Source organism: Marmoricola sp. RAF53, assembly GCF_052114005.1.
Lineage (GTDB): Bacteria > Actinomycetota > Actinomycetes > Propionibacteriales > Nocardioidaceae > Marmoricola.
The window spans coordinates 140,211-164,845 of sequence record NZ_JBFRDX010000007.1; the positions used below are offsets into that span (position 1 = coordinate 140,211).

Genomic DNA, 24,635 nt, shown 5'->3' on the forward strand with positions numbered 1-24,635 from the left:
ACGCGCCCCTGGCTCGGTCACAGAGCCTGTCCTCGAAGCGCGTCAGCCCACTCACCATAAGAGTTTGTGAACGTGGGAACAAACCGAGACCACGGCTCGACCTGCCCGGGCTAGCACAGGTGAGATGTTCACCACGCGTCGGGGGGTGCCGCCGGCGTGGTTCAGCGGGCCAGCGCCGCGCGCAGCCGGGCCTCGTCGACCCGCCAGAAGTCGTGCTGGGCACCGTCGACGAAGGTGACCGGGATCTGCTCGCCGTACTCGCCCATCAGGGCCGGGTCGCCGCTGATGTCGACCTCCTCGTACGACGTCCCGAGGTCGGCGCAGACCCGGGCGACCACCTCGCGGGCGTCGTCGCACAGGTGGCAGCCGGGCTTGCCGTAGAGCAGGACCCGAGCGGTCACGAGTCGCTCTCCAGCAGCCCGAGGGCCCGCCTCCGCTCGGTGGCGCGCAGCCGGCCCTTCTGCACCTTGCCGGTCACCGTGTAGGGCAGCGTGTCGACCACGACCACCTGGGAGGGCTGCTTGAACCCGGCCAGCCGGTTGGCGCAGTGCGCCCGCACCTCGGCGACGAGCGCGTCCGGGGCGACCTCGCCGGCCGGCTTCACGTAGGCGACCACCCGCTCGCCGGTGATCTCGTCCTCGACGCCGATCACGGCCGCTCCCGCGACCGCGTCGAGCTCGACGATTACGTCCTCGACCTCGCTCGGGTAGACGTTGAACCCGGAGACGATCACCAGCTCCTTGAGCCGGTCGACCAGCACCAGGTCGCCGTCGGCGTCCAGGAAGCCGACGTCGCCGGTCGCCCACCAGCCCTCGGTGTCCGGGCCGTCCGCACCCTCCGGCCAGTAGCCGGAGAAGAGGTTCGCGCCGCGGATCTCGATCTCGCCGACGTCGTCGTCCTCCGGCGGCAGGCCGCGCTCGTCGACCAGCCGCAGCTCGACGCCCGGCAGCGCCGCGCCGACCGAGCGCGGATCGGGCGTCGCGCTGCACAGCGTCGAGGTGACCACCGGCGCCGCCTCGGTGAGGCCGTAGCCCTGCTGCACCGTCAACCCGGTCCGCTCCCCGAACGCCGCGATCAGGTCCGGGTCCAGCGGCGCCGACCCGGAGAGCACGGTGCGCACCGGCCCGAACCGGTCCTCGAGGCCCGGCAGCTGCATCCAGTAGGCGAAGACGGGCGGTGCGACCGGGAGAACCGAGATCGCCTCGTCCTCGATGATGTCCAGGGAGCCCTCCGGGTCGAAGCCGTCGACGAGGACCATCCGGGCGTGCTGCCGGACCACCTGGCCCAGCACCGCGTTCAAGCCGTAGACGTGGAAGAGCGGGAGCACCCCCAGGACGACGTCGCGGCCGGTGATCATCGGCGGGTCGACCTGGGCGGCCTGGTCGATGTTGGCGAGCAGCGCGCGGTGGCTGAGCATCGCGGCGCGCGGCCGGCCGGAGGTGCCGCTGGTGTAGAGCAGGACCGCGAGCGACTCGGGGTCGGTGGCGCCCGGCACCGCCTCGCCGGACTCCATCACCAGGTGGTCCCAGGAGCGTTCGCCGGGTTCGAGCGTGGTACCGACCGTGACGATCCGCGGCGGCACGCCGGCACCGCCCGGGGTGGCCGCGAGCGCCTCGCCGACGCCGTCGACCGCGGCCCGCACGGTGGCGATCGTGCTGCCGTCGGAGATGACCATCCGGGTGCCCGAGTCGACGAGCATCCGCACGACCTCGCCGGTGGCGCTGCGCGGGTTGATCGGCACCGCGACCATCCGGGCCCGGAGCACCCCGAGGTAGCTGGCCACGAACTCCAGCCGGTTGGTCGCCGCGATCATCACCCGGTAGCCGGCCACCATGCCGGCGGCGGAGAGCCCGTGGGCGACGCGGTCGGCCAGCTCGTCGAGCGCGGCCCAGGTCAGGGTGCGGCCGGTCGCGGCCTCGGACAGGGCGATCTTGGTGGGCTCGGCCTCCGCGGCGCGCGCCAGGAGATCGGCGACGTTGGTCTCCATCCCCCGGAGTCTTCCACAGGCGATTGAGCCGAGAGGGGTGGACGGCCCAAACCCTCTCCTGTCCGGCACGCCCGCCGCGCGTGCCTTTCTCCCCCGACGCGCCCTAGGCTGGCGCCGTGACGGCTGCTGGCGGCAAGAACCGACCTGTGAACCTGAAGCGGCGTTCGCAGCTGGCCGGCGAGGCCGCGGCCGCGAACGCCGAGGTCGAGTCCGCCCTGCGCGTCGCGGCGGACCCGACGGCGGCGGCGTTCTTCGACGTCGACAACACCGTGATGCAGGGGGCGTCGATCTTCCTGCTGGCCAAGGGCCTGCACAAGCGCAAGTTCTTCACCACCCGCGACATCCTGGGAGCCGCCTGGAAGCAGGCCTACTTCCGGATCGTCGGCGTGGAGGACCCCGAGCACGTCGCCGAGGCCAGGTCGGCGGCGCTCGCCTTCATCGCCGGGCACACCACCGAGGAGCTGGAGCGCCTCGGCGAGGAGATCTTCGACGAGGCGATGGCGCACCGGATCTGGCCCGGCACCCGCGCGCTGGCCCAGCTCCACCTCGACCAGGGCCAGCGGGTCTGGCTGGTCACCGCGGCGCCGATCGAGATCGCCTCGATCATCGCCCGCCGGCTCGGGCTCACCGGCGCCATGGGCACCGTCGCCGAGCACATCAACGGCGTCTACACCGGCCGCCTCGTCGGGGAGATGTTGCACGGGCCGGCCAAGGGAGAGGCGATCCTCGCGCTGGCCGAGCGCGAGGGACTGGACCTTTCCCGCTGCTCGGCGTACAGCGACTCCTACAACGACCTGACCATGCTGTCCCTGGTCGGCGACCCGTGCGCGATCAACCCCGACGCCCGGCTCCGGCACCACGCGCGCGAGCACGGCTGGCGGATCCGGGACTACCGGACCGGCCGAAAGGCGGCCCGCGCCGGCGTCTTCACAGCGGCGGTCGCCGGGGCCGCGGTGGGCTCCATCGCGGCGGGCGCCGCGGTACGCCGACGCCTGCGCTGACCCACTTCTGGCCCGCTTCTGGCCCGCCTTGCGGCCCGCGAGCGCCTACCGGGGCACACCGGGGCAATCCCGACGTCCGGACAGTTTGCGGTTCCGTTCCCAAATAATCGGAAATCACACTATCCTCTTCCTTGGATACCTGGCGGGGGGCCGGGGAGGGAGAATTACGCGATGGGCGGGACCTGGGAGTACGCGCGCGGGCTCGACGCGCTGCGTCACGCCCTCGCCGACCTCGTCGCCGCTCCGCTCCCGGTGGCCGCGGCCGGCCCGTCGGCTCCGTGGTGGCTCAGCAGCGACAGCGTCCTGGCCAACGCGCCGACCGTCTCCGGACCGCGTCGCAGCACCGGTGCCGAGCCGTCCGGCCAAGTACCCGCGCCGGACCGCGAGAACGAGCACGGCGACGCCGACCTCGCCGCGTCGTCGGTCGAGGACGAAGTCGTCGCGACCCGCCTGATCGCCCTCGTCGAGCTCGCCCGCGGCGGCGACAAGGAGGCGTTCGGCCAGCTCTACGACCACTACCAGCCGTCGGTCTACCGGTTCCTCTACTACCGGGTCGGCTCGATGACGCTGGCCGAGGACCTGACCGCGGAGACCTTCTTCCGGGCGCTGCGGAGCATGCACTCGTTCCGCTGGCAGGGCAAGGACTTCGGCGCCTGGCTGATGACCATCGCCCGGAACCTCACCGCGGACCACTTCAAGGCCGGCCGCACCCGCCTCGAGCAGACCACCGAGGACATGCAGACCCTGGACAGCACCACCGAGGGCCCCGAGCTCGAGGTGCTGTCGTCGCTGACCAACGAGTCCCTGCTCCGCGCCCTGGGCGAGCTGCCCACCGAGCAGCGCGAGTGCCTGATCATGCGGTTCCTCCAGGGCCTCTCGATCGCGGAGACCGCCGAGATCCTCGGCCGCTCCAGCGGCGCGGTCAAGCAGCTCCAGCTCCGCGGGGTGCGCAACCTCGCGAAGCTCCTCCCGGCAGGAGAGCGCGGATGATGCCGACGTCACGCGTAACCCCTGGAGGCACTCCCTCGTTGAATCGGGTGTACGGACGCAAAACGGACCGCGCCACCCCTGCGGCCCCTGCGCGCATGCCCTCCCAGGAAGCAGGAACGACCTCATGACCCCGCTGAGCCCGGCTCGTCGAGCAGCCGAAGAGTTCGCGAGCGTGGTCGACGGCACGCGAGGAGACGTGGCCGACCGCTACGCCGACCTCCTCACGTTCGTGGACGTGCTCCGCGCGCAGGAAATGCCTGCCCCGCGGCCGGACTTCGTCGCCAACCTCCGCACCCGCCTGCTGGACGCCGCCGACACCCACCTCGTGCCGGCCGACGCCCCCGCCCTGGCCCCGGTCGTGCCGCTGCACGACGCCGCCAAGCGCCGCCAGCGCCGGATCAGCGTCGCCGCTGCCGCCTTCGTCATCGTCGGTGGCACCGCAGGCGTCGCAGCGGCCGCCGAGAGCGCGCTCCCGGGCGACCCGCTCTACCCGCTCAAGCGCGGCATCGAGAGCGCCCAGGCCTCCTTCAGCTCCAGCGATTCCGGCAAGGGCCAGGACCTGCTCCGCCAGGCCAGCACCCGCCTCGACGAGGTCGACCACCTGATCGCGGACGACAAGCAGTCCGACAAGGTCGCGCCCACCCTGAACTCGTTCAAGGAGAGCGCCACCAACGGTGCCGACCTGATCTTCATGGCCTACCAGCGCGACGGCGACCCCGAGGACATCACCCGCCTGCGGACCATCCTCGGCGCCCAGCTCCTGCAGCTGGACAAACTGGCCCCCCAGGCCGGCGCCTCGAAGGGCGACATCGACGCCGCGCGTGGCCTGGTCCGCGACCTCGACCAGCAGGCCCGGGTTCTCTGCAACTGCGGCCCGGACGCGCTCTCGCTGTCGTCGGCACCCGCCCTGTCGAGCCTGCTCGCCCTGCCCGCCGACGCCGCCAGCAGCTTCGCCGGTCAGGCCGATGCCGACTCCGACCTGGCCAGCAAGGCGAACCAGATCGCGAAGAACACGCCGCAGGGCACCAAGACGACCGGCCCGTCAGCCGGCCCGTCGCCGACCGGCACGCCCTCCCCGAACGGCAAGCCCAGCGCCGACCCGTCCCAGGTGACGAAGCCGGTCCAGGGTGTCGTCGGCGGTCTCACCGCGGGCGTCTCCTCGCTCCTCGACGAGGTCGGCAACGCCACCGGCGGTGCCCTCTCCCCGGTCACCGACGTGCTCAGCGACACGCTGAACACCCTCGGCGGGGCGCTCGACCCGAAGACCAAGTAGCCCCTCGGTCACTGACAGGGGACACAAGACCGGAGCGTGGAGCCCGGAGTCGCGTTGCGGCTCCGGGCTCCGGCTTTCCCGGGTTTCGCGCTGCCGGTTTCCCAAGGGGAGAGGTGATTCCGGCAGGACAGCCCAAAGCATTGGGCTGGAAGCGACAGAGATGGGCTGCAGGCCCGCTCAGTTCTCAGCTGAAGACGGACTTGCGCTGCATCAGCAGGCTGTACAGCGTGGACTGGATCGTCTCGCGCACCTGGTCGGTCACGTTGAAGACCAGCATCGGGTCCTCGGCGGCGCCGGCGTCGTACTCGTCAGTGCGGATCGGCTCGCCGAACTCGATGATCCACTTCGACGGCAGCGGCACCAGGCCGAGCGGGCCCAGCAGCGGGAAGAACGGGGTGATCGGGATGTACGGCACCCCGAGCAGCCGGGCCAGCGACGGGATGTTGCCGACCAGCGGGAAGATCTCCTCCGCGCCGACGACGGAGGTCGGGATGATCGGTACGCCGGTCCGGATCGCCGCCGAGACGAACCCGCCGCGGCCGAAGCGCTGCAGCTTGTAGCGCTCGCTGTACGGCTTGCCGATGCCCTTGAAGCCCTCCGGCCAGACGCCCACGATCTCGCCGCCCGAGAGCATCCGCTCGGCGTCCTCGTTGCAGGCCAGGGTGACGCCGCCCTTGCGGGCCATCTCGCTCACGATGGGGAGCTTGAAGACCAGGTCGGCGCCGAGCGGCCGCAGGAACCGGTGGGCGTGGTCGTGGATGGTGACCGCGGTCATCAGGCCGTCGACCGGGATCGTGCCGGAGTGGTTGGACACGACCAGGGCACCGCCGGTGGTCGGGATGTTCTCGACGCCGCGGACCTCGATCCGGAACCACTTCTCGGCGACCGGACGGATCGCGGCCATGAAGAAGCGCTGCGTGATCTCGGCGTCGAACCCGTACTCGTCGACGGTGTAGTCGCCGGTCAGTCGCCGGCGCAGGAACGCGAGGAACGCGGCCAGCCGCGGCTCCCACTCGGAGCCGAAGGTCTCCTTGGCGGCGCCGGTGAACCCGGCGAGCCAGTCGACGGCGGGGATGCCGCCGGTGGGGTTCTTGTGGTCGGGGGCGACCTCGACGCTTCCGGCGCCGGTGACCGGCGCGGCGAGCGCGATCTCCTCGGCGGGCGGGGCGACCGGCGGGGCCTCGGCGGCCGGGGTCCGCTTGCGCGGGCCGGCGGCAGCCTTGCGTGGCTGCGGCACGGTCGGCTTCGCCGACTCCGGGGCCGGGGTCGCGGACGGGTGCGCGGACGGGGTCTCAGCGGCGGTAGCGGGCTTCGCCGCAGGTCGCCCGGCGAGATTCCGTGCCGAGCTCGACGGCTTGGCGCTCCCGGTCCCGCGGCCCGGCTTGCCCCGGGTCCCGATCGGGATGATCTCTGCGTCACCCACGGTGCTCACCCTCCCCGATAGCGCCTGCTGGGACCTGGGATCCACGACCACCGAGGGCTCCGACGATCGCCGTCTCGGCCGCGCGGACGCGCTTCTCCGACACGATGCCGGGCTCGAGCGACGCGGCGAACTCCGCGAACGCCTGCTCGGTGGTGCGCGACGGGTGGAAGCCGAGGACCTCGCGCATCCGGGTGGTGTCGACGCCGCGGCCGTAGGCGAGGAACGCGACCTGCTCCCGGGAGAAGTCGGCGACCCGGGCCTGGCGCATGGCCGAGCCGAGCGGGCCGACCGCGAAGCCGGGCAGCGGCAGCGCCGGCCGGCCGAGCCGGCGGATCGCCTGGGACAGCATCAGCACACCGTCGCCGGCGATGTTGAAGGTGCCGCCGACGTCGCTCAACGTCGCGTGCTCGATCACGTCGAGCAGGTCGGTGTCGTTGAGGAACTGGATCCGCGGGTCGAACCCGAGCACGGTCGGGATCACCGGGAGCCGGAAGTAGGCGGTGGTCGGGGTGTTTAGACCCGGGCCGAGCGCGTTGGCGGTGCGCAGCGTCGTCACCCGGACGTCCGGACGGCGCCGGGCGAAGCCGCGGACGTAGCCCTCGACCTCGTTGACGTCCTTGACGAAGCCGAACCCGCCGATGCGCTTGGCGGCCATGCCCTCGGTGAACATCGCGGGATCGCGGTTCGAGGAGCCGTAGACCGCCGTGCTCGACTTGAGCACGAAGTGCTCGAGGTGCGGGGACTGCTGGCAGGCCGCGAGGAGCTGCATCGTCCCGATGACGTTGAGCTCCTTGGCCGTCGTACGACCGGCCGACCCCGAGGAGGGCAGCACGCTCATGTGGACGACGGTGTCGACCTGCTCCCGCATGATCACCTTGGCGATCACGGGGTTGCGGATGTCGGCGCGGACGAACGAGACCGCGCCGAGGTCCCCCCGGGGCGGCTGCACGTCGACGCCGATCACCCGGTCCACAGCGGGCGCGGCGGCCAGCTGGTGGGCGAAACGACGACCGAGGTCGCGTGCGACCCCGGTGACGAGCACGACGCGACCCACGGGAGTCCCCTGCTCGGCGTTACTTGCCGAGACGACGACGCTGGACGCGCGTCTTCTTCAACAGCTTGCGGTGCTTCTTCTTCGCCATGCGCTTGCGGCGCTTCTTGATGACAGAACCCACGGGTGCCCTTTTCTACAGCTCGGGAGCCGGATCAAGGGCTCCTACGGAAGGCACAAGACTATCTGCACCGGCCGGGACAAACGAATCGGACGTGCTCAGTCTCACGCCAGGCACCGGACCGCGGCCTCAGCCGGTCTGGAAGAAGCTGTTCTTCAGGTACTCGTTGACGTCTTCCTCGCTCACGCGGAAGGAACGCCCCACCCGCACGGCCGGCAGCTCGCCACCGTGCACGAGACGGTAGACCGTCATCTTGGACACCCGCATCACCGAGGCAACCTCGGCGATCGTCAGGAACTTCACCTCGGAGATGTCTCCGGACAGGTTCGAGCCCATCACGCACCGCACTTTCTGATGAGCCACTCTCCGGCTTCCCCACCGGAGTCCGCGTGGCTCGTTGCCCTGAGGATAGGGCCTCGTGTGACCTGTGGGGAAGGGGTGAATTGAAGGTACTTCTGGGAAGTTTCCCCGCAAAGCACTCAGGGATGCGGGTCCAGGCCGTGCTCGGGGAAGACCGCGAGCCGCGTCTCGCGCACCGCCCGGTCCAGCCAGGTGTCCGGGTCGTAGCCCTCGGACCAGTCCCGGTACGTCGGCGTCGCGCCGTCGGTCATCAGCACCGGGGCCCGTGCACCGGTCCGGCCGGTGACCTCCGCACGCCACTCCGCCGGCGTCTCCAGGCCCGTCTCCAGCGGCCGCCCGCCGACCACCGCCAGCAGGTGCGTCCACGACCGCGGTACGACGTCGGTGACGGCGTACCCGCCGCCGCCGGTCACCACCCAGCGGCCCTCGCAGACCTCGTGCGCCAGCTCGTGCAGGGCCAGGTAGCTCGCCCGGTGGCCGTCCACGGTCAGCATCAGGTGCGCCAGCGGGTCGTCGCGGTGCGAGTCGCAGCCGTGCTGGGTCACCAGCACGTCCGGCGCGAAGGCCCGCACCAGCGGCGGGACGACCGCGTGGAAGGCCCGCAGCCAGCCGGCGTCCGCGGTGCCCGGCGGCAGCGCCACGTTCACCGAGGTGCCCTGGGCGTTCGGGCCGCCGGTCTCGTCGGGGAACCCGGTCCCCGGGAAGAGCATCTGCCCGGTCTCGTGCAGGGAGATGGTGAGCACCCGCGGGTCGTCGTAGAAGATCGCCTGCACGCCGTCGCCGTGGTGGACGTCCACGTCGACGTACGCGACCCGCTGCGCCCCGTTGGCGAGCAGCCACCGGATCGCCACCGCGACGTCGTTGTAGACGCAGAACCCGCTGACCGCGTCCGGCATCGCGTGGTGCAGGCCGCCGGCGATGTTCGCGGCGTGCAGCGCCTCGCCCTGCCAGACGCGGCGGGCAGCCTCCAGGCTGGCGCCGACGACGTGCCGGCCGGCGGTGTGCATCCCGGCGAACGTCGGGTTGTCGTCGGTCCCCAGGCCGTGTCGCGGGTCGCTGATCTCGGGGTGGTCGCTGCTGCGCCGTACCGCCTCGATCAGCTCCGGGTCGTGGACGACGAGCAGGTCCGCCTCGGACGCGAACGGCGCCGGTACGACGCGCGTCCCCGCCCCGTCGCCGGCGCCGTCCGCCAGCACGCCGAGCGACTCGGCCAGCCGGACCGTGAGGTCGACCCGCATCGGGTTCATCGGGTGGCTCGCGCCGAAGTCGTAGCCGGTCAACGTGGAGTCGTAGACGACGCAGCCGGCGCACCCGGGTGCCCTCCCCGGCGTCATCGGCTGATCAGTCCATCCCGGCCGCGAGCGCGCTGGACCGGTCCCGGGCGGCCTCCATCGCGGTGATGAACGCGGCCCGGACCTTGTGGTCCTCGAGCTGGCGGATCGCCGCGGCGGTGGTGCCGCCCGGCGAGGTGACCTGCTCGCGGAGCACGGTCGGGTGCGTGCCGGTCTCGCGGAGCAGCTTGGCCGACCCGACCACCGTCTGCACGACCAGCTCGGTCGCGGTGGTCCGCGGCAGGCCCAGGTGCACGCCGGCCTCGATCATCGCCTCGACCACGAAGAACAGGTACGCCGGGCCCGAGCCGGAGATCGCGGTGACCGCGTCCTGCTGCTTCTCGGGGACCCGGACCACCCGGCCGGTGGCGGCGAGCAGGTCCTCGGCGATCGCGAGGTGCTCCTCGTCGCAGTGCGACCCGGGCGAGATCGCCGCCATCCCCTCGTCGACGAGCGCCGGGGTGTTCGGCATCACCCGCACCACCGCGATGCCCTCGGGGATGTGCTTCTCGATCGCGGCCGTGGTGATGCCGGCGGCCAGCGAGACCAGGAGCTGGTCCTGGCGAAGGTGCGGCGCGATCTCGGTGAGGACGTCGGCCATGTCCTGCGGCTTCACGACCAGCGCGACCGTGTCGGCGGCCTCGGCGGCCTCGGTGTTCGCGAGCACCCGGACGCCGTACTTCTGGCGCAGCTCCTCGGCCCGCTCGGGACGCTTCTCCCCGACGACGAGCTCGGCGGCGTCGCGCCCTCCGCGGATCAGCCCGGAGAGCAGGGTCTCCCCCATCACCCCGGCTCCGATGATGGCGACCGTCATCGTGACGCCTCCTTCTGCCTGGTCCTGCCTGGTTCTGGCGCCCTACTTCTGGGAGACCAGCGAACGCAGGAAGAATGTCAGGTTGGAGGGGCGCTCGGCGAGCCTTCTCATCAGGTAGCCGTACCACTCCTCGCCGTACGGCACGTAGACGCGCATCCGCTCCCCGCTCTGCGCGAGCCGCTTCTGCTCCTCGGGCCGGATGCCGTAGAGCATCTGGTACTCGTAGCTGCCGGGCTCGCGGCCGAACCGGGTGGCGAGCGCGCCGGCGATCCGCACCATCCGGGGGTCGTGGCTGGCGATCATCGGGTAACCCTGGCCGGCCATCAGCACCTTCAGGCAGCGCACGTAGGACTTGTCGACCTCGTGCCGGTCGGTGAAGGCGACCGTGGCGGGCTCGTTGTACGCGCCCTTGCAGAGCCGCACCCGGGAACCCTCGAAGGCGAGCGCCCGGCAGTCGTCCTCGGTGCGGCGCAGGTAGGCCTGCACGACGGCGCCGGTCTCGGGGAAGTCCTTGCGCAGCTCGCGCAGCGTCGCCAGCGTCTGGTCGGTGGTGGTGTGGTCCTCCATGTCCAGGGTGACCGTGGTGCCGACGGTGCGCGCGGCGCGGCAGATCCGGCGGGCGTTCTCCAGGCTCAGCTTGGCACCCGTCTCCGGCAGCGCCTGGCCGATGGCGCTCAGCTTGACGCTGACCTCGGCGCTGCGGGACAGACCCTCCTGGCCGAGCGACTCGAGCAGCTCCAGGTAGGCCTGGACGGTGGCCTCGGCCTGGGCCTCGTCGAGGGTGTCCTCGCCGAGGTAGTCGAGGGTGACGAGCCGGCCGTCGGCGACGAGCGCGCGGGTGGCGTCGACCGCCTCCGGCGTGTGCTCACCGGGCACGTAGCGGGCGACGATGCCGCTGCTCACCGGCATCCGGGTGACCAGCTCCTTGACCTTCTCGCTCCCGGCGACCGACAGCAGAACTTGACGCAGCAATTCCGAACTCCCCTGACACACGTGCCGGCACCTCGTCGTGCCGACGATCCACGGTACGCCGGGTCCGGCCGGTCAGAAAATTCAGTCGGTCCGACGGCGCAGCGTCAGCGCACCGCCCACCAGCGCCGCCGCCGCGAACGCGAGGATCAGCGCCACGTCGCCGAGGATCGCCGGGTCCGCGTCGACGGTGACGGCGGTCATCGCGTCGACCGCGTAGGACAGCGGGAGCAGGTCGGAGACGACGTGCAGGACGTCGGGCAGGTCGTCGCGCGCGATGAACAGCCCGCAGAGCAGGATCTGCGGGATCACGATCAGCGGCATGAACTGGACCGCCTGGAACTCGGTGCGCGCGAACGCCGAGACGAAGAGCCCCAACGCCGTGCCGAGGACCGCGTCGAGCACCGCGACCACGAGCAGCATCCAGGTCGGGCCGGCGAGGTCCAGGTCGAGGAAGAGGACGCAGACGCCGACCGCGAGAGCGGACTGGACGGCGGCCACCAGGCCGAACGCGAGCGCGTAGCCGGCGAGGAAGTCGACCTTGCCCATCGGCATCGCGAGCAGCCGCTCGAGGGTGCCCGAGGTGCGCTCGCGCAACGTGGTCACCGAGGTCACCAGGAACATCACGATGAACGGGATCAGGGCGAGCAGCGCCGGCGCGAGCGACTGGAACTCCAGGGAGTCGCCGTGGAACATCCACCAGAGCAGCACCAGGATCGCGCACGGAAGCACCAGCAGCATCGCCATCGTGCGCCGGTCCCGGCGCAGCTGGATCAGCACCCGCCGCGCCACCGCGAGGGTGTTGCCCACGGTCCTGCGCGGGCTCACCGGGCCGTCTCCACCAGGTGCAGGAACGCGGCCTCGACGTCAGTCGCCCCGGTCGCCGCGAGCAGCCCGTCCGGGGAGTCGTCGGCGATGATCAGGCCCTCGCGCATCAGCAGCAGCCGGTCGCAGCGGGTGGCCTCGTCCATCACGTGGCTGGAGACGAAGACCGCGGCACCGTCGTCGGCGAGGCCGTGGAAGGTCTTCCAGAGGTCCTGGCGCAGGACCGGGTCCAGGCCCACGGTCGGTTCGTCGAGCACCACCAGCGCCGGCTCGCCGAGGAGCGCGACGGCGAGCGAGACCCGGGAGCGCTGACCGCCGGAGAGCCGGGCGACCACACGGTCGCGGAGGTCCGCGAGGTCGACCAGGTCGAGGCAGCGCGCGACCCGGTCCTTGCTGACCCCGAGGACGGCGGCGAAGAACTCCAGGTTCTCCGCGACGGTGAGGTCGTCGTACACGCTGGGCGACTGGGTGACGTAACCGATCCGGCTGCGCAGCGACGGGTCCCCGGCGGCCCGGCCGAAGACCGTGACGCTGCCCGAGGTGATCCTCTGCACGCCGACGATGGCCCGCATCAGGGTGGACTTGCCGCAGCCCGACGGGCCGAGCAGCCCGGTCACCTCGCCCGGCGCGACGGCGAAGGAGAGACCGCGCAGCACCTCGTTGCCGCCCCGGACCACCCTCAGGTCGGCGACCTGGACGCCGCTACTGACGCCGGTGCTCATCCGGGCGCCGTCTCGCTGGCGAAGTGCAGCTTGCTGAACGCCAGCGACTCCAGCAGATCGGCCTCCCGGGCCTCACGGGTCCCGGCCTTGCGGGTGTTGATCTCCATCACGACGTGGCCGGTGAACCCGGTGGCGGCGAGGTGCTCGAGGAGCTCCGCGCACGGCTGGTTGCCGCGGCCCGGCACCAGGTGCTCGTCCTTGGCCGACCCGCTGCCGTCGGTCATGTGGATGTGCCGCAGCCGGTCACCGAGGCGCTTGGCCATCTCCACCGGGTCGGAGTGCGCGGTGGCGGCGTGCGACAGGTCGATGGTGGTGTTCGCGTAGTCCTCGCGACTCGGGTCCCAGTGCGGGCTGTAGACGTCCATCTCCCGCTTCGAGGTCGCCCGCCACGGGTACATGTTCTCGACCGCGAACGCGATCCCGGTACGCCGCTCCAGGTCGGCGATCCCCTCGACGAAACCGGCCGCGTAGTCCTTCTGCCAGCGGAACGGCGGGTGCACCACGACGACGTCGGCGTCGAGGTCGTGGGCCATCTCGGCGCTGCGCTCGAGCTTGACCCACGGGTCGGTGCCCCAGACCCGCTGGGTGATCAGCAGGCACGGCGCGTGCACCGCGCAGACCGGGACCTCGTGGTAGTCCCGCAGCCGGCGCACCTTCGCCGGGTCCTGGCTGATCGAGTCGATGCTCACCATCACCTCGACCGCGTCGTAGCCGAGGCGGGCGGCGTACTCGAAGCCGTGCGCCACCGACTCGGGGTAGACCGAGGCGGTGGAGAGGGCGAAGAGCGGGCCGGTGGCGGTCGACACGGTCAGTCCAGGACGCTCAGCTTGTCCAGCCGGTCCAGGATGACGCCCTCGCGCAGCGCCCACGGGCAGATCTCCAGCTCGGGCAGGTCGAAGATGTCCAGCACCGCCGAGGCGACGAAGGCACCCGCGACCAGCTGGTGGGCCCGGTCCGTCGAGACTCCCGGGAGGGCGGCGATCTCGTCGTGGGTCATGTCGACGAGCTTGGGGAGCCAGCGCTCCAGCTCGGCCGCCGGCAGCATCCGGCGTACGAACAGGCCCTCGCCCGACGGCGCCGAGCCGCAGATCCGGGAGAGCGAGCGGAACGTCTTCGAGGTGGCGACCGCGTGGTCGAGCGGGCCGCCGCGCAGCAGGCTGCCGGCGTCGCGGGCGATGTCGGCCCGGATGCTGCGCCGCAGCTCGCGCAGGGCGGCGTCGTCCGGGCGCCCGTCGGCGAACCACGTCCGGGCCAGGCGGCCGGCGCCCAGCGGCAGCGACCAGGCCACGTCCGGTGCCTCGGCGGCACCGGCCGCGATCTCCAGCGACCCACCGCCGATGTCGAAGACGCCGAGCCGGCCCGAGGACCAGCCGAACCAGCGGCGCACCGCCAGGAAGGTCAGCCGGGCCTCGTCCGGCCCGGACAGCACGCTGATCCGGTGGCCGGTGTGCGCGGCGACGTGGTCCAGGACCGCGTCGGCGTTGGTCGCGTCGCGCACCGCGGAGGTGGCGAACGCGTAGATCTCCTCGCAGCCCTTGTCCTCGGCGAGGACCAGCGCCTCGGAGACGAACGCGGTCAGCGCGTCGATCCCGCGCTGGGTGACCGCGCCGCCGGCGTCGAGGTGCTCGGCCAGCCGCAGCGGCTCCTTGTACGACGACGCCGGCATCGGCGCCGCACCGCCGTGCGCGTCGAACACCAGCAGGTGGCCGGTGTTGGAGCCGATGTCGAGGACGCCCAGACGCATGCCACGAGGCTACCGCTCGGGGCCTTCCCCGGAACGCTTGTCCGCGGGCGTAGGGTGCGCCTGTGCCTGAGGTCGATCTCGTCTTTCCGCGAGCCTTCTACGAGTTCGCCGACCCTGCCGACGCCGACCAGGTGTTCCGCTGCGACCTGACCTGGCTCACCTCCAACTGGACATGCATCTTCGGCAACGGCTGCCAGGGCATCTACTCCACCTCCCCGGAGGCGGGCTGCTGCACGCTCGGCGCGCACTTCTCCGACGCCGAGGACGAGGAGCGCGTGGCGGTCTGGGTCGACAAGCTCGACGACACCCTCTGGGAGAACCGCGGCGAGGCACTCAACAAGAAGGGCCAGGTCTCCCGGAAGCGGTGGACCGAGGTCGAGGACGGCGAGCGCAAGACGCGCACGTTCGACCGCGGCGCCGGGCCGGCCTGCATCTTCCACAACTCCCGCGACTTCGCCGGCGGCTACGGCTGCGCGCTGCACGCCCTGGCGCTGCGCGACGGGGTGCACTTCGTCGAGACGAAGCCGGACGTCTGCTGGCAGCTGCCGCTCCGGCGTACCTTCCGCACGGTCAAGCGGCAGGACGACACCGAGTACACCGAGGTCTCCATCGGCGAGTACGACCGTCGCGGCTGGGGCCCCGGTGGGCACGACCTCGACTGGTACTGCTCGGGCAACACCGAGGCGCACGTCGGCGCCGAGCCGGTCTACCTGTCCAACGCGACCGAGCTGATCGCGCTCATGGGTCAGCCGGCGTACGACGTCCTGGCCGCGGCGTGCGAGGCGCACCTGCGGTCGCGCTCGACGCTGGCGCTGCACCCCGCCTCGCCGCGGCGCTGAGGTCCCGGGCGACCTCGAACAGGCTCAGGGTGACCCCGGTGTGTGACCCACATCCCGCCAGGGTGAGAATCGGTCCATGCGCCTCGACCACATCGTCTTCGCAGCCGGACCCGACGGCCTCGCCGCGACCGCCGCACGGCTCTCCGCCCAGCTGGGCGAGGAGTTCGTCGACGGTGGTGTGCACCCCCGTTTCGGCACCCGGAACCGCATCCTCCCGCTGAACGATGGCACCTACCTCGAGCTCGTCGAGGTCCTCGACCACCCCGCCTCCGACAAGGCACCGTTCGGCCAGGCCGTACGGGCCCGCTCGGAGCTCGGCGGCGGCTGGATGGGCTGGGTCGTCGCCGTCGACGACATCGCCCCGCTCGAGTCCCGTCTCGGCCGCGAGGCGGTCAAGGGCAACCGGCACCGCCCCGACGGCACCGAGCTCCTCTGGAAGCAGCTCGGCGTGAAGGGCCTGCAGTCCGACCCGCAGCTGCCGTTCTTCATCGAGTGGGAGTCCGACGCCGGGCTGCACCCGTCCAACGGCAGCACCGGCAAGATCGCCCTGGAGGCGCTCGAGATCGCCGGCGACCCGGCCCGGGTCACCGAGTGGCTCGGCGCCCCGGTCGAGCAGCCGCTCGAGGACGTGAAGGTCGACTGGGTCGCCCCGAACGGCACCCCCGGCATCGTGGCGGTCGCCTTCCAGACCCCGAACGGACTCGTCCGGCTCTGAGCGACGGACCCACCTCCCCCGGTCAGGCCGTCCGGCCGTCGCCGAACATCTGGCACAGCCCGGCGGTCTACGAGCTCGAGAACAACGCCGTCGACCGGGCCGGCCTGATCGAGTCGACGATGCGCGGCATCGCCGACTGGTCGGGCCGCGACGTCCTCGACGTCGGCTGCGGCACCGGCTTCCACCTGCCCCGCTTCGCTGCGGACGCACGGAGCGTGGTCGGCGTCGAGCCGCACCCGCCGCTGGCCGCGATCGCGCGCCGGCGGGTACGCCGCCTCGGCAACGCGGAGGTCCGCGAGGGCTCCGCGTCCGACCTCCCGCTCGACGCGGCGTCGATCGACGTGGTGCACGCCCGGTGGGCATACTTTTTCGGTCCCGGCTGCGAGCCCGGGCTGGCCGAGCTGGACCGGGTCGTGCGGCCCGGCGGCACCTCGTTCGTGATCGACAACGACGCCACCCGCTCGACCTTCGGGGCCTGGTTCCGGCGCGGCTTCCCGATGGTCGACCCGGACGCGATGGAGGCGTTCTGGTCCGCGCAGGGCTGGTCCCGCGAGCGGCTCACGACCGCGTGGACGTTCGACGCACGCGACGACCTCGAGGCCGTCGTACGGATCGAGCTGCCGACGGCCGTCGCCGAGGAGGTGCTCGCCGAGCACCCGGACCTCACGACGGTCGACTACGCGGTCAACCTGTGGTGGCGGCGGTACTGAGCGGGCCCTCGGTCACGGCCACATCTTTCTGATCGAGCCGTCTGCGTAGACGTGCCAGAACCCCTCCGGGTGGCGTGCCACTGCGCGGAGGATCGGCTTCATCGCGCGGAGGAACCGCCCGGCCATCTCCTCCCGCCGGAGATTCCCGTCGGCGAGGCAGAAGAGGTGCCCGCTCAACGCGTCGAGCTCGGAGGTCCGGTAGCGGATCCGCCGGTCCTTCGTGAGGAGAACCCAGCCCCGCGAGCAACCGTCGGCGATCCACTGCTCGTCGGGGATGTCGTGCGCGTCGTCCGGATAGACATCAGCGACGTGGTGGACCACGTGTCCTGCTGCGCGCAGTCGCGCTGCCGGAGTCCTCCCGAGACTTCGATCGAGGAAGAACTCAGGCGGCCCGGCGGAGGACATCCTCGACGAGCTCGGTGGTCAGTCCGTACTCGTCGGCGACCGACGTGATCGGCTCGCCTGTCCGCCAGAGGGAGACGATGTCCTCGACACGGACCTTGCTCGCGGCGAGCACGGGGGAACCCCGTCCGAAGCGCGGGTCGATGACGACGTCGGCTCCCGCAGGGAAGTCGCGGAGCCGCAGCCGCTGCGGATTGCCTGCGTCGTCCCAGTCGACATAGGTCAGGTGATCCGCGAGGACGTCAGCGATCGCGACCTGGTGATCCCGTGCGTGGATGAGTGCATCGTCCGCAATCTTGACGAAAAGGGCGACGCCGTCCGTCGCGATGCGCTTGCGGGCGAGTGCGTAGGGGTCGTCGAACTCCTGACGCACCAGGTCCGCTGCACGGCGGATGTCGGACATCGACATCCCCAGGTCCCGCAGCGCGCGCAGGACGTGCGCCTCGACGACTCCGACGAAAGGAACCCGTGGCCAGCCTCGCTTGGCGGGGTGCACCGCATGCACGAGAGGCTGGTCGTGCGCCGAGGCGAGCCACGCATCGAGAGTGCTCTCCGGCATCTTCAGGTAGCGCGCCGTCTCTCGCGCCGTGAGGATCGGCGTCGCGTAGACGTCGGTCATCGGAACCCCCTCTCGATCAGTCGATCACGAGGCTACCCGGCACGACTGCTCCACAGCGGGCGTACATCCACAGGCACCGCCGCGGACCGGACCGCCGACCGCCTCAGACCGGGCGCGAGAGCCGGTCCAGGAAGGCGATCAGCAGGGCCTCGCGCATCGCGGGGCTGGCCAGGTCGAGGAGGGCGTTGACCCCGGCCATCCGCTCGGGGAGCGCCAACCCGCCTTCCCCGTCCCCTTCGCCGACCAGGCCGGAGGCGGCGAGCAGGCCGTCGAAGTCGGCATCGGTCAGCGCGGCCGGGTCGAGCGCCTTGATGAAGTCGACGACGCCCGGGTCCACGACCACCGGGCCGGCGGCGACCGCGGCGGCGACGGACGCGCGCAGCGCGTCCAGGAACTCCGGCACGTGCGCGCGCGTGGCGGCCGAGACCGACAGGTGGATGGTCGCCGGTTCGCCGGCGAAGCTCATCTGCGGCTGCACGTACCAGTCCCGGGCGGCCATCTCGTCGCAGATCGTGAACGGGTCGCAGGTCGCGTCGGTCGCCAGTGCGACCAGGGTCGAGTCGGGCCGCGCGACCAGCGACAGCGCCGGCACCGACGGCAGGCCGGCGACGATCTCGTCGACCGCGCCGAACACCTCCTGCGCCATCCGCAGGTAGCCGTCGTCGCCGAGGGTCTGGACCACCGCCCAGGCGCCGGCCAGCGGCCCGCCCGACTTGGTCGACTGCATCGTCGCGTTGAGCATCGTGTAGCCCGGCCACAGCGCCGAGGCGAAGAACTGCGGACGGCGCAGCTCGGCGGTCCGGTGCAGCAGCAGCGAGGTGCCCTTCGGGGCGTACCCGTACTTGTGCAGGTCGACCGAGATCGAGGTGACCCCGTCGACCGCGAAGGTCCAGGCCGGGACGTCGCGGCCCAGGCGGACGGCGTACGGGAGGACCCAGCCGCCGATGCACGCGTCGACGTGGCAGCGGATGCCGCGTTGCGCCGCGAGTGCGGCGATCTCGGTCACCGGATCGACCACGCCGTGCGCGTACGACGGCGCGCTGGCGACCACGAGGACGGTGCTGTCGTCGATCGCGGCCGCGGTGGCCACCACGTCGGCCCGGTGGTCCGGCCCGACCGGCACGAAGACCGGCTCGACGCCGAAGTAGTGCGCGGCCTTGTGGAACGCGGCGTGCACGGTCGTCGGCAGCACCATCCGCGGGCGGGCCACGTCCGGGCGGCTGTCGCGGGCGGTCTGCACGGCGAGCAGCACCGACTCGGTGCCGCCGGAAGTGACCGTGCCGACAGCGCCGTCGGGCGCGTCCAGGAGGCGCAGGCCGAAGCCGACGAGCTCGTTCTCCATCGCGAGCAGGCTGGGGAACGCCGTCGGGTCGAGACCGTTGGAGCCGGCGTACGCCGCCACCGCCTCGCGCCCGACCCGGTCCACCTCGGCGAGGCCGGAGTCGTAGACGTAGGCCAGGGTGCGGCCGCCGTGCACGGGCAGGTCCGCGGACTGGCGTTCGCGGAGCCGGGCGAGGACGTCGTTGTCCGTTGTCATGCGTCGACCTCTTCCGGGGTGAGGGAGTACCGGGTCAGCCAGACCAGGCTGACGAGCATCAGGACCGCGGGCAGCACCGAGAAGCCGAGCGTGATCGCGGTGAGAGCGGAGTCCGGCTGCGCGACGTTCTCCTCGCCGGTGCTCGACACGTAGCCGCCGAGCGCGAGCACCAGCGCGAACAGGGCCGGGCCGAGGGCCAGGCCGACGGTCTCGCCGGCGGTCCAGACACCGGTGTAGACGCCGGCCCGGTTGCTGCCGGTCCGGCGGGCGTCGACCGCGGCCGCGTCCGGCAGCATCGCCAGCGGGAACACCTGGCAGCCGGCGTACCCGACGCCGACGAGCGCGGTGGAGGCGAAGACCAGCGCCGCGGGCTCGACCCGGGCGAACGCGGCGAGCAGGGCGCCGGCGGCGAGGATGACGGAGGAGTACAGGTAGCCGCGCTTCTTGCCGATCCGCTCCCCGACGCGGGCCCAGACCGGGGTGAGCAGCAGGGCCGGTCCGACGAAGCAGACGAAGAGGATCGTCGTGGCGCCGTCCCGCCCGAGCACGTCCTTGGCCAGGTAGTCGACGCCCGCGAGCATGCTGCCGACCGCGAGCGCCTGCACCAGGAAGGTGGTGAGCAGCAGCCGGAAGTCCCGGGCCCCGGCGACGATCCGGAGCTGGTCGCGCAGCGTGCCCGACCCGGCCTCGACGGTGCCGACCGGCGCGCGCCGGGTGCCGCGGTAGGCCGCGACCACGCCGACCAGGATGACCAGCGCCATCACCACGCCCATCGCCCGGTAGCCGTCACGACCGCCGATCGCGTCGCGGATCGCGGGCGCGGACGCACCGGCGAGCATGATCGTGAAGGCGAGGATGGCGACCCGCCAGGTCATCAACCGGGTGCGCTCGTCGTAGGAGTCGGTGATCTCGGCGGGCATCGCGACGTACGGGACCTGGAAGAACGCGTACGCCGTCGCGCAGGCCACGAAGAGCAGCAGCACCCAGACCGCGTCGAGCGTCTTCGAGCCCAGGTCGGGCCCGGCGAACAGCAGCGCGAAGCACACCGCCAGGGCGAGGCCGGCCCGCAGCAGCCACGGCCGCCGCGGGCCCCGCGGGTCGACGGTGCGGTCGGAGATCCGGCCGGCGATCGGGTTGAGCACCACGTCCCAGGCCTTCGGGGCGAAGACGATGAACCCGGCGACGACGGCGGCGATGCCGAGCTGGTCGGTGAGGTACGGCAGCAGCATCAGGCCGGGCACGGTGCCGAACGCACCGGTGGCCACCGAGCCCGAGCCGTAGCCGAGCTGGACGCTCCGCGGGAGCCGCTCGGACTCGGTGAGGGTCATGGAACGCACCTTAACCGGGCATGTCCGGTTTGCGGTGAATGATCGCTAACCCTCGCGCGACGTCGACCGCCGGACGACGAGCGTCGGGTCGAGCATCCGGGCCGGCTCGTGCACGGTCTTGAGCGAGAGCACCGTGTGCAGCAGGTCGACGATCTCCATCGCGACCTGCTCCAGCGGCAGCCGCACCGAGGTCAGACCGGGCCAGACCACCTGCGCGGCCAGCGAGTCGTCGAAACCGGTGACGCCGACGTCCACCCCGGGCCGCAGACCCCGTTCGTGGAGCGCGTGCAGCACGCCGATGCCGATGGTGTCGCTGGCGCAGGCGAAGCCGGTGACCCGGTCCGGACCCTCGTCGAGGAGCCGGTGCGCGGCCATCCGGGCGGCGTCGACGTTGTCGCCGATCCGGACGCCGAGACCCGTCGTGTCGAGCCCTGCCGCCGCCATCGCGCGCTGCCAGCCCTGCCGCCGGTCCTCGCCGATCCGCGAGGTCCGCTCCCAGCCGAGCCAGGCGATCCGCCGGTGCCCGGCCTCGAGCAGGTGCTCGGTGGCGAGGGTGGCACCGGTCGCCCCGGAGACGTCCACCCACGGGTTGCGGGCGTCCGGGTCGTCCCACGGGCGGCCGAAGGTCACGAACGGCGCGCCGACCCGCTGCAGCAGGTCGGCCTGCGGGGTGCCGGCGTACGTGTCGGTGATGACGAAGGCGTCGACGGCGGTCGCGCGGAGAAGCTCGTCGTAGCCGTCGAGCGGGTCGGCGGGGTCGCCGGAGAACAGCACGATGTGGTGCCCGGTGCGCGCGGTCGTCTCGACCAGGGTGTGCACGAACCGGTCCATCAGCGCGTTGCTGGTGCCCTCCTGCGCCGGCTCGAAGCGGAGGCCGATCATGTGCGAGGCCCGGGTGCGCAGCTGGCGCGCCGCCCGGTTCGGCGTGTAGCCCAGCTCTTCGATCACCGCCTGGACGCGGGCGAGCGTGTCCGGCCGGAGCAGCTCGGGGCTGTTCAGCGCGTTCGACACCGTCTGCCGGGAGACGCCGGCGCGCTGGGCGACGGTGGCGAGGGTCGGGTGCGGGCCCGTGAGCCGTCGGCTCGGGCTCATGGCACCTCCCTGTCTGACGGTCGCGCACGGGCGCGAATGGATCGTTCCAACCGGTGGCCCCAGGATAGGGCGTACGCCGCCCCGGCGCGTCCGGACCGGATTGTCGGCGTTCGCACCTATGTTCGAACCCATGGCGAGCAAGACGAAGCGACCGGCCCCGGCGGCGTACCAGTGCGGCGAGTGCGGCTGGGAGGCCGCGAAGTGGGTCGGCCGGTGCGGCGAGTGCCAGGCCTGGGGCACCGTGGCCGAGCGCGGGGCGGCCACCAGCCGGGTCCAGGCCGGACCGGTGACGGCGAAGGCCCAGCCGATCGGTGAGATCCCGATCGAGGACTCCCACGCGCGGGGCAGCGGCGTTCCCGAGCTCGACCGGGTCCTCGGCGGCGGGCTGGTGCCCGGCGCCGCGATCCTGCTCGCCGGCGAGCCCGGCGTCGGCAAGTCGACGCTGCTGCTCGAGGTCGCCGCCCAGACCGCGCGCACCGGCCGGCGCACCCTCTACCTCACCGGCGAGGAGTCCGCGGCCCAGGTGCGGCTGCGGGCCGACCGCACCGGCGGCATCACCGACGAGCTCTTCCTCGCCGCCGAGACGGACCTCGGCGCCGTCCTCGGCCACATCGAGGAGGTCAAGCCGACCCTGCTGGTGATCGACTCGATCCAGACGATCAGCGCGAGCGACGTCGACGGGGTCCCCGGCGGGGTCAGCCAGGTCAAGGAGGTCGCGGCCGCGCTGATCCGCACCGCCAAGCTGCGCAACATCACCCTGGTGCTGGTCGGCCACGTCACCAAGGACGGCAGCATCGCCGGCCCGCGGGTCCTCGAGCACCTGGTCGACGTGGTGCTGCACTTCGAGGGCGAGCGGTCCTCCCGGCTCCGGCTGGTCCGCGCGGTGAAGAACCGGTTCGGCCCGGTCGACGAGGTCGGCTGCTTCGACCTGTCCGCCACCGGCATCGTCGCGATCACCGACCCGACCGGGCTCTTCCTGGACGTGCGGCACGGGTCGGTCCCGGGCACCTGCGTCGCGGTGGCGATGGAGGGACGTCGGCCGCTGCTCAGCGAGGTGCAGGCCCTGGTGACGCACTCGCCCTCCGAGCGACCGCGCCGGACCACCTCCGGGGTCGACTCCTCCCGGGTCGCGATGATCCTGGCGATCCTGCAGCAGCACGCCGGCGTCCGGCTGCACGCCCACGACGTCTTCGTCTCCAGCGTCGGCGGCGCCCGGCTCACCGAGCCGAGCAACGACCTCGCCATCGCCCTGGCGATCGTCTCCGCCCACCGCGGCCGGCCGCTGGGCCGGCAGGTCGTCGCCGTCGGCGAGCTCGGACTCTCCGGCGAGCTCCGGCGGGTGCGTGACCTCGACGTCCGGATCGCCGAGGCCGGCCGGATGGGCTTCCGCTCTGCAGCGGTGCCGGCCGAGAAGCCCGAGCACATCGGTCGCAGCCGGATCGTCGACGAGGTCCGCGTCGTCGACCTCGACAACATCCGCCGCGCCGTGGACGTGCTCGGGATGAGCTCGGAGGAGGACGCGCCGCAGCGGTTCCAGCATGCCGGACCCCGGCTGGTCACCTGAGTCGCGACCGGGCAGGGCGCGACCTGAGGCGGTGCCCGTCGATACCAAAGTAGGTCGGCACGGGCACCGCGGAGCCCTAGAGTTGTCCGCGTGGTAGCCACCGACGACGCGCACGAGGCCGAGCGCCTGCGCGCGACCCTCGCCAGCATCGCGCCGGGCACGTCCCTGCGCGACGGCCTGGAGCGCATCCTGCGCGGCCGCACCGGTGCGCTGATCGTCCTCGGGCACGACAAGACCGTCCAGACGATCGCGACCGGTGGATTCACCCTCGACGTGCCGTTCACCGCGACCGGTCTGCGCGAGCTCGCGAAGATGGACGGTGCGATCGTCGTCGACGCCGACGTCACCCGGATCATCCGGGCGAACGTGCACCTGATGCCGGACCACACCATCCCCAGCGAGGAGACCGGCACCCGGCACCGGACCGCGGACCGCGTCGCCAAGCAGACCGGCTTCCCGGTCATCTCGGTGTCGCAGTCGATGCAGATCATCGCCGCGTACGTCGGCGAGACCCGGTACGTGCTCGAGGACAGCGGCTCGATCCTGTCCCGCGCGAACCAGGCGCTCGCCACGCTGGAGCGCTACAAGCTCCGCCTCGACGAGGTCTCGTCCACGCTCTCCGCGCTGGAGATCGAGGACCTGGTCACCGTCCGCGACGTCGCCGTGGTCGCGCAGCGCCTGGAGATGGTCACCCGCATCGCGCGCGAGATCGAGGACTACGTGCTCGAGCTCGGCACCGACGGGCGGCTGCTCTCGCTGCAGCTCGAGGAGCTGGTCACCGGGGTCGACGCCGAACGCGAGCTGGTCGTCCGCGACTACCTGCCGACCGGACGCCGCAAGCGCACCGTCGCGACGGTCCTCGCCGACCTGGAGGCGCTCTCCCCCACCGACCTGGTCGACATCTCGATGGTCGCCAAGGCCCTCGGGCTCGGCCAGGCCGAGCACCTCGACGGGGCGGTCACCCCGCGCGGCTACCGGCTGCTCGCGAAGGTCCCGCGGCTGCCCAGCAGCGTCGTCGACGGCCTCATCGAGCAGTTCGACACCTTGCAGAAGCTGCTCTCCGCCGGCGTCGAGGAGCTCCAGATCGTCGAGGGCGTCGGCGAGCTCCGGGCCCGCAGCGTCCGCGAGGGCCTGTCCCGGCTGGCGGAGTCCAGCATCCTCGAGCGGTACGTATAGCGGTCGGTGGTCGCGGCTGCTTCCTGCCTCACGCCGTCTCGA

26 protein-coding genes are annotated in these 24,635 nt (G+C 72.1%); 8 read left to right on the forward strand and 18 right to left on the reverse strand.

What is annotated here, in order from left to right:
• Nucleotides 1–161: 161 nt before the first annotated feature.
• Entirely contained in the window at nucleotides 162–401 is a 240-nt protein-coding gene (locus AB4Y76_RS08415; RefSeq protein ID WP_441924096.1) for a glutaredoxin family protein, read from the reverse strand.
• Nucleotides 398–1,987, reverse strand: a complete 1,590-nt coding sequence (locus AB4Y76_RS08420; protein WP_441924098.1) for a class I adenylate-forming enzyme family protein — start codon at nucleotides 1,985–1,987, stop codon at nucleotides 398–400. Before AB4Y76_RS08420 ends, AB4Y76_RS08415 begins: the two co-directional genes overlap by 4 nt.
• Nucleotides 1,988–2,103: 116 nt before the next feature.
• Here AB4Y76_RS08420 and AB4Y76_RS08425 point away from each other — a divergent pair, with 116 nt between their 5' ends.
• The 3 genes from AB4Y76_RS08425 (at nucleotide 2,104) to AB4Y76_RS08435 (ending at nucleotide 5,251) form a co-directional block, all read left to right on the forward strand.
• Nucleotides 2,104–2,988 carry an HAD family hydrolase gene (locus tag AB4Y76_RS08425; protein ID WP_441924100.1) on the forward strand — a complete coding sequence of 295 codons (885 nt, stop codon included), beginning with the start codon at nucleotides 2,104–2,106 and terminating at the stop codon, nucleotides 2,986–2,988.
• Nucleotides 2,989–3,159: 171 nt separating this feature from the next.
• A complete protein-coding gene (locus AB4Y76_RS08430; RefSeq protein WP_441924102.1) occupies nucleotides 3,160–3,978 on the forward strand; it encodes a sigma-70 family RNA polymerase sigma factor in 819 nt (272 codons plus the stop codon).
• A 124-nt stretch (nucleotides 3,979–4,102) separates the two neighbouring features.
• Nucleotides 4,103–5,251: a DUF5667 domain-containing protein gene (locus tag AB4Y76_RS08435; protein ID WP_441924104.1), complete on the forward strand. Its 1,149-nt coding sequence runs from the start codon at nucleotides 4,103–4,105 to the stop codon at nucleotides 5,249–5,251.
• Between the two features lie 184 nt (nucleotides 5,252–5,435).
• On the opposite strand, the gene AB4Y76_RS08440 is transcribed toward AB4Y76_RS08435, so the two are convergent.
• The 11 genes from AB4Y76_RS08440 to AB4Y76_RS08490 form a co-directional block, all read right to left on the reverse strand.
• A complete protein-coding gene (locus tag AB4Y76_RS08440; RefSeq protein WP_441924106.1) occupies nucleotides 5,436–6,674 on the reverse strand; it encodes a 1-acyl-sn-glycerol-3-phosphate acyltransferase in 1,239 nt (412 codons plus the stop codon).
• Nucleotides 6,667–7,728, reverse strand: coding sequence for an NAD-dependent epimerase/dehydratase family protein (locus tag AB4Y76_RS08445; protein WP_441924108.1), 1,062 nt, complete (start codon nucleotides 7,726–7,728; stop codon nucleotides 6,667–6,669). Before AB4Y76_RS08445 ends, AB4Y76_RS08440 begins: the two co-directional genes overlap by 8 nt.
• Nucleotides 7,729–7,747: 19 nt before the next feature.
• A complete protein-coding gene (locus AB4Y76_RS08450; protein WP_081683056.1) occupies nucleotides 7,748–7,849 on the reverse strand; it encodes a 30S ribosomal protein bS22 in 102 nt (33 codons plus the stop codon).
• A gap of 126 nt (nucleotides 7,850–7,975) precedes the next feature.
• Nucleotides 7,976–8,182 (reverse strand): helix-turn-helix domain-containing protein, encoded by a 207-nt coding sequence (locus AB4Y76_RS08455; RefSeq protein ID WP_441924384.1) that lies wholly within the window; start codon nucleotides 8,180–8,182, stop codon nucleotides 7,976–7,978.
• Between the two features lie 143 nt (nucleotides 8,183–8,325).
• Nucleotides 8,326–9,540, reverse strand: a complete 1,215-nt coding sequence (locus AB4Y76_RS08460) for an acetoin utilization protein AcuC (RefSeq protein ID WP_441924111.1) — start codon at nucleotides 9,538–9,540, stop codon at nucleotides 8,326–8,328.
• A gap of 7 nt (nucleotides 9,541–9,547) precedes the next feature.
• The gene (gene proC, locus AB4Y76_RS08465) at nucleotides 9,548–10,351 is read right to left on the reverse strand and encodes a pyrroline-5-carboxylate reductase (protein ID WP_441924113.1); all 804 of its coding nucleotides are present in this window, start codon (nucleotides 10,349–10,351) and stop codon (nucleotides 9,548–9,550) included.
• A 42-nt stretch (nucleotides 10,352–10,393) separates the two neighbouring features.
• Nucleotides 10,394–11,323 (reverse strand): proline dehydrogenase family protein, encoded by a 930-nt coding sequence (locus AB4Y76_RS08470; RefSeq protein WP_441924115.1) that lies wholly within the window; start codon nucleotides 11,321–11,323, stop codon nucleotides 10,394–10,396.
• An 81-nt stretch (nucleotides 11,324–11,404) separates the two neighbouring features.
• Complete coding sequence (locus tag AB4Y76_RS08475) at nucleotides 11,405–12,148, reverse strand: ABC transporter permease (RefSeq protein WP_441924117.1); 744 nt, start codon at nucleotides 12,146–12,148, stop codon at nucleotides 11,405–11,407.
• Nucleotides 12,145–12,867 carry an ABC transporter ATP-binding protein gene (locus tag AB4Y76_RS08480; protein WP_441924119.1) on the reverse strand — a complete coding sequence of 241 codons (723 nt, stop codon included), beginning with the start codon at nucleotides 12,865–12,867 and terminating at the stop codon, nucleotides 12,145–12,147. Before AB4Y76_RS08480 ends, AB4Y76_RS08475 begins: the two co-directional genes overlap by 4 nt.
• The gene (locus AB4Y76_RS08485) at nucleotides 12,864–13,673 is read right to left on the reverse strand and encodes a sugar phosphate isomerase/epimerase family protein (protein ID WP_441924121.1); all 810 of its coding nucleotides are present in this window, start codon (nucleotides 13,671–13,673) and stop codon (nucleotides 12,864–12,866) included. The genes AB4Y76_RS08480 and AB4Y76_RS08485 overlap by 4 nt, the downstream gene beginning before the upstream one ends.
• 2 nt (nucleotides 13,674–13,675) lie before the next feature.
• Entirely contained in the window at nucleotides 13,676–14,611 is a 936-nt protein-coding gene (locus AB4Y76_RS08490) for a Ppx/GppA phosphatase family protein (protein WP_441924123.1), read from the reverse strand.
• 62 nt (nucleotides 14,612–14,673) lie between these two features.
• Here AB4Y76_RS08490 and AB4Y76_RS08495 point away from each other — a divergent pair, with 62 nt between their 5' ends.
• The 3 genes from AB4Y76_RS08495 (at nucleotide 14,674) to AB4Y76_RS08505 (ending at nucleotide 16,875) form a co-directional block, all read left to right on the forward strand.
• A complete protein-coding gene (locus AB4Y76_RS08495; RefSeq protein ID WP_441924125.1) occupies nucleotides 14,674–15,450 on the forward strand; it encodes a hypothetical protein in 777 nt (258 codons plus the stop codon).
• Between the two features lie 76 nt (nucleotides 15,451–15,526).
• Nucleotides 15,527–16,165, forward strand: a complete 639-nt coding sequence (locus tag AB4Y76_RS08500) for a VOC family protein (RefSeq protein WP_441924127.1) — start codon at nucleotides 15,527–15,529, stop codon at nucleotides 16,163–16,165.
• A 119-nt stretch (nucleotides 16,166–16,284) separates the two neighbouring features.
• Entirely contained in the window at nucleotides 16,285–16,875 is a 591-nt protein-coding gene (locus tag AB4Y76_RS08505; RefSeq protein ID WP_441924129.1) for a class I SAM-dependent methyltransferase, read from the forward strand.
• Nucleotides 16,876–16,887: 12 nt separating this feature from the next.
• Here the strand turns inward: AB4Y76_RS08505 and AB4Y76_RS08510 are convergent, their stop codons facing one another.
• From AB4Y76_RS08510 to AB4Y76_RS08530, 5 genes are all read right to left on the reverse strand, one after another.
• A complete protein-coding gene (locus tag AB4Y76_RS08510) occupies nucleotides 16,888–17,280 on the reverse strand; it encodes a hypothetical protein (RefSeq protein ID WP_441924131.1) in 393 nt (130 codons plus the stop codon).
• The gene (locus tag AB4Y76_RS08515) at nucleotides 17,258–17,896 is read right to left on the reverse strand and encodes a DUF433 domain-containing protein (RefSeq protein ID WP_441924133.1); all 639 of its coding nucleotides are present in this window, start codon (nucleotides 17,894–17,896) and stop codon (nucleotides 17,258–17,260) included. The genes AB4Y76_RS08510 and AB4Y76_RS08515 overlap by 23 nt, the downstream gene beginning before the upstream one ends.
• A 103-nt stretch (nucleotides 17,897–17,999) precedes the next feature.
• On the reverse strand, nucleotides 18,000–19,433 hold the full coding sequence (locus AB4Y76_RS08520; protein ID WP_441924135.1) for a pyridoxal phosphate-dependent decarboxylase family protein: 1,434 nt from the start codon (nucleotides 19,431–19,433) through the stop codon (nucleotides 18,000–18,002).
• Entirely contained in the window at nucleotides 19,430–20,761 is a 1,332-nt protein-coding gene (locus AB4Y76_RS08525; protein ID WP_441924137.1) for an MFS transporter, read from the reverse strand. The genes AB4Y76_RS08520 and AB4Y76_RS08525 overlap by 4 nt, the downstream gene beginning before the upstream one ends.
• Before the next feature lie 45 nt (nucleotides 20,762–20,806).
• The gene (locus AB4Y76_RS08530; RefSeq protein WP_441924139.1) at nucleotides 20,807–21,853 is read right to left on the reverse strand and encodes a LacI family DNA-binding transcriptional regulator; all 1,047 of its coding nucleotides are present in this window, start codon (nucleotides 21,851–21,853) and stop codon (nucleotides 20,807–20,809) included.
• Nucleotides 21,854–21,983: 130 nt separating this feature from the next.
• Between AB4Y76_RS08530 and radA the strand changes: the two genes are divergently transcribed.
• Nucleotides 21,984–23,417, forward strand: coding sequence for a DNA repair protein RadA (gene radA / locus AB4Y76_RS08535; RefSeq protein ID WP_441924141.1), 1,434 nt, complete (start codon nucleotides 21,984–21,986; stop codon nucleotides 23,415–23,417).
• Nucleotides 23,418–23,507: 90 nt separating this feature from the next.
• On the forward strand, nucleotides 23,508–24,593 hold the full coding sequence (disA, locus tag AB4Y76_RS08540; RefSeq protein WP_441924143.1) for a DNA integrity scanning diadenylate cyclase DisA: 1,086 nt from the start codon (nucleotides 23,508–23,510) through the stop codon (nucleotides 24,591–24,593).
• Nucleotides 24,594–24,635 lie beyond the last annotated feature (42 nt).

Bases quoted from the DNA above. Each gene is read 5' to 3' on its own strand.
- radA (WP_441924141.1), top strand. From the start codon at position 21,984: ATGGCGAGCAAGACGAAGCGACCGGCCCCGGCGGCGTACCAGTGCGGC.
- AB4Y76_RS08515 (WP_441924133.1), bottom strand. From the start codon at position 17,896: ATGACCGACGTCTACGCGACGCCGATCCTCACGGCGCGAGAGACGGCG.
- AB4Y76_RS08510 (WP_441924131.1), bottom strand. From the start codon at position 17,280: ATGTCCTCCGCCGGGCCGCCTGAGTTCTTCCTCGATCGAAGTCTCGGG.
- AB4Y76_RS08460 (WP_441924111.1), bottom strand. From the start codon at position 9,540: ATGACGCCGGGGAGGGCACCCGGGTGCGCCGGCTGCGTCGTCTACGAC.
- AB4Y76_RS08435 (WP_441924104.1), top strand. From the start codon at position 4,103: ATGACCCCGCTGAGCCCGGCTCGTCGAGCAGCCGAAGAGTTCGCGAGC.
- AB4Y76_RS08430 (WP_441924102.1), top strand. From the start codon at position 3,160: ATGGGCGGGACCTGGGAGTACGCGCGCGGGCTCGACGCGCTGCGTCAC.
- AB4Y76_RS08525 (WP_441924137.1), bottom strand. From the start codon at position 20,761: ATGACCCTCACCGAGTCCGAGCGGCTCCCGCGGAGCGTCCAGCTCGGC.
- AB4Y76_RS08490 (WP_441924123.1), bottom strand. From the start codon at position 14,611: ATGCGTCTGGGCGTCCTCGACATCGGCTCCAACACCGGCCACCTGCTG.
- AB4Y76_RS08500 (WP_441924127.1), top strand. From the start codon at position 15,527: ATGCGCCTCGACCACATCGTCTTCGCAGCCGGACCCGACGGCCTCGCC.
- AB4Y76_RS08520 (WP_441924135.1), bottom strand. From the start codon at position 19,433: ATGACAACGGACAACGACGTCCTCGCCCGGCTCCGCGAACGCCAGTCC.
- AB4Y76_RS08455 (WP_441924384.1), bottom strand. From the start codon at position 8,182: ATGGGCTCGAACCTGTCCGGAGACATCTCCGAGGTGAAGTTCCTGACG.
- proC (WP_441924113.1), bottom strand. From the start codon at position 10,351: ATGACGGTCGCCATCATCGGAGCCGGGGTGATGGGGGAGACCCTGCTC.
- AB4Y76_RS08530 (WP_441924139.1), bottom strand. From the start codon at position 21,853: ATGAGCCCGAGCCGACGGCTCACGGGCCCGCACCCGACCCTCGCCACC.
- AB4Y76_RS08420 (WP_441924098.1), bottom strand. From the start codon at position 1,987: ATGGAGACCAACGTCGCCGATCTCCTGGCGCGCGCCGCGGAGGCCGAG.
- AB4Y76_RS08505 (WP_441924129.1), top strand. From the start codon at position 16,285: ATGCGCGGCATCGCCGACTGGTCGGGCCGCGACGTCCTCGACGTCGGC.
- AB4Y76_RS08480 (WP_441924119.1), bottom strand. From the start codon at position 12,867: ATGAGCACCGGCGTCAGTAGCGGCGTCCAGGTCGCCGACCTGAGGGTG.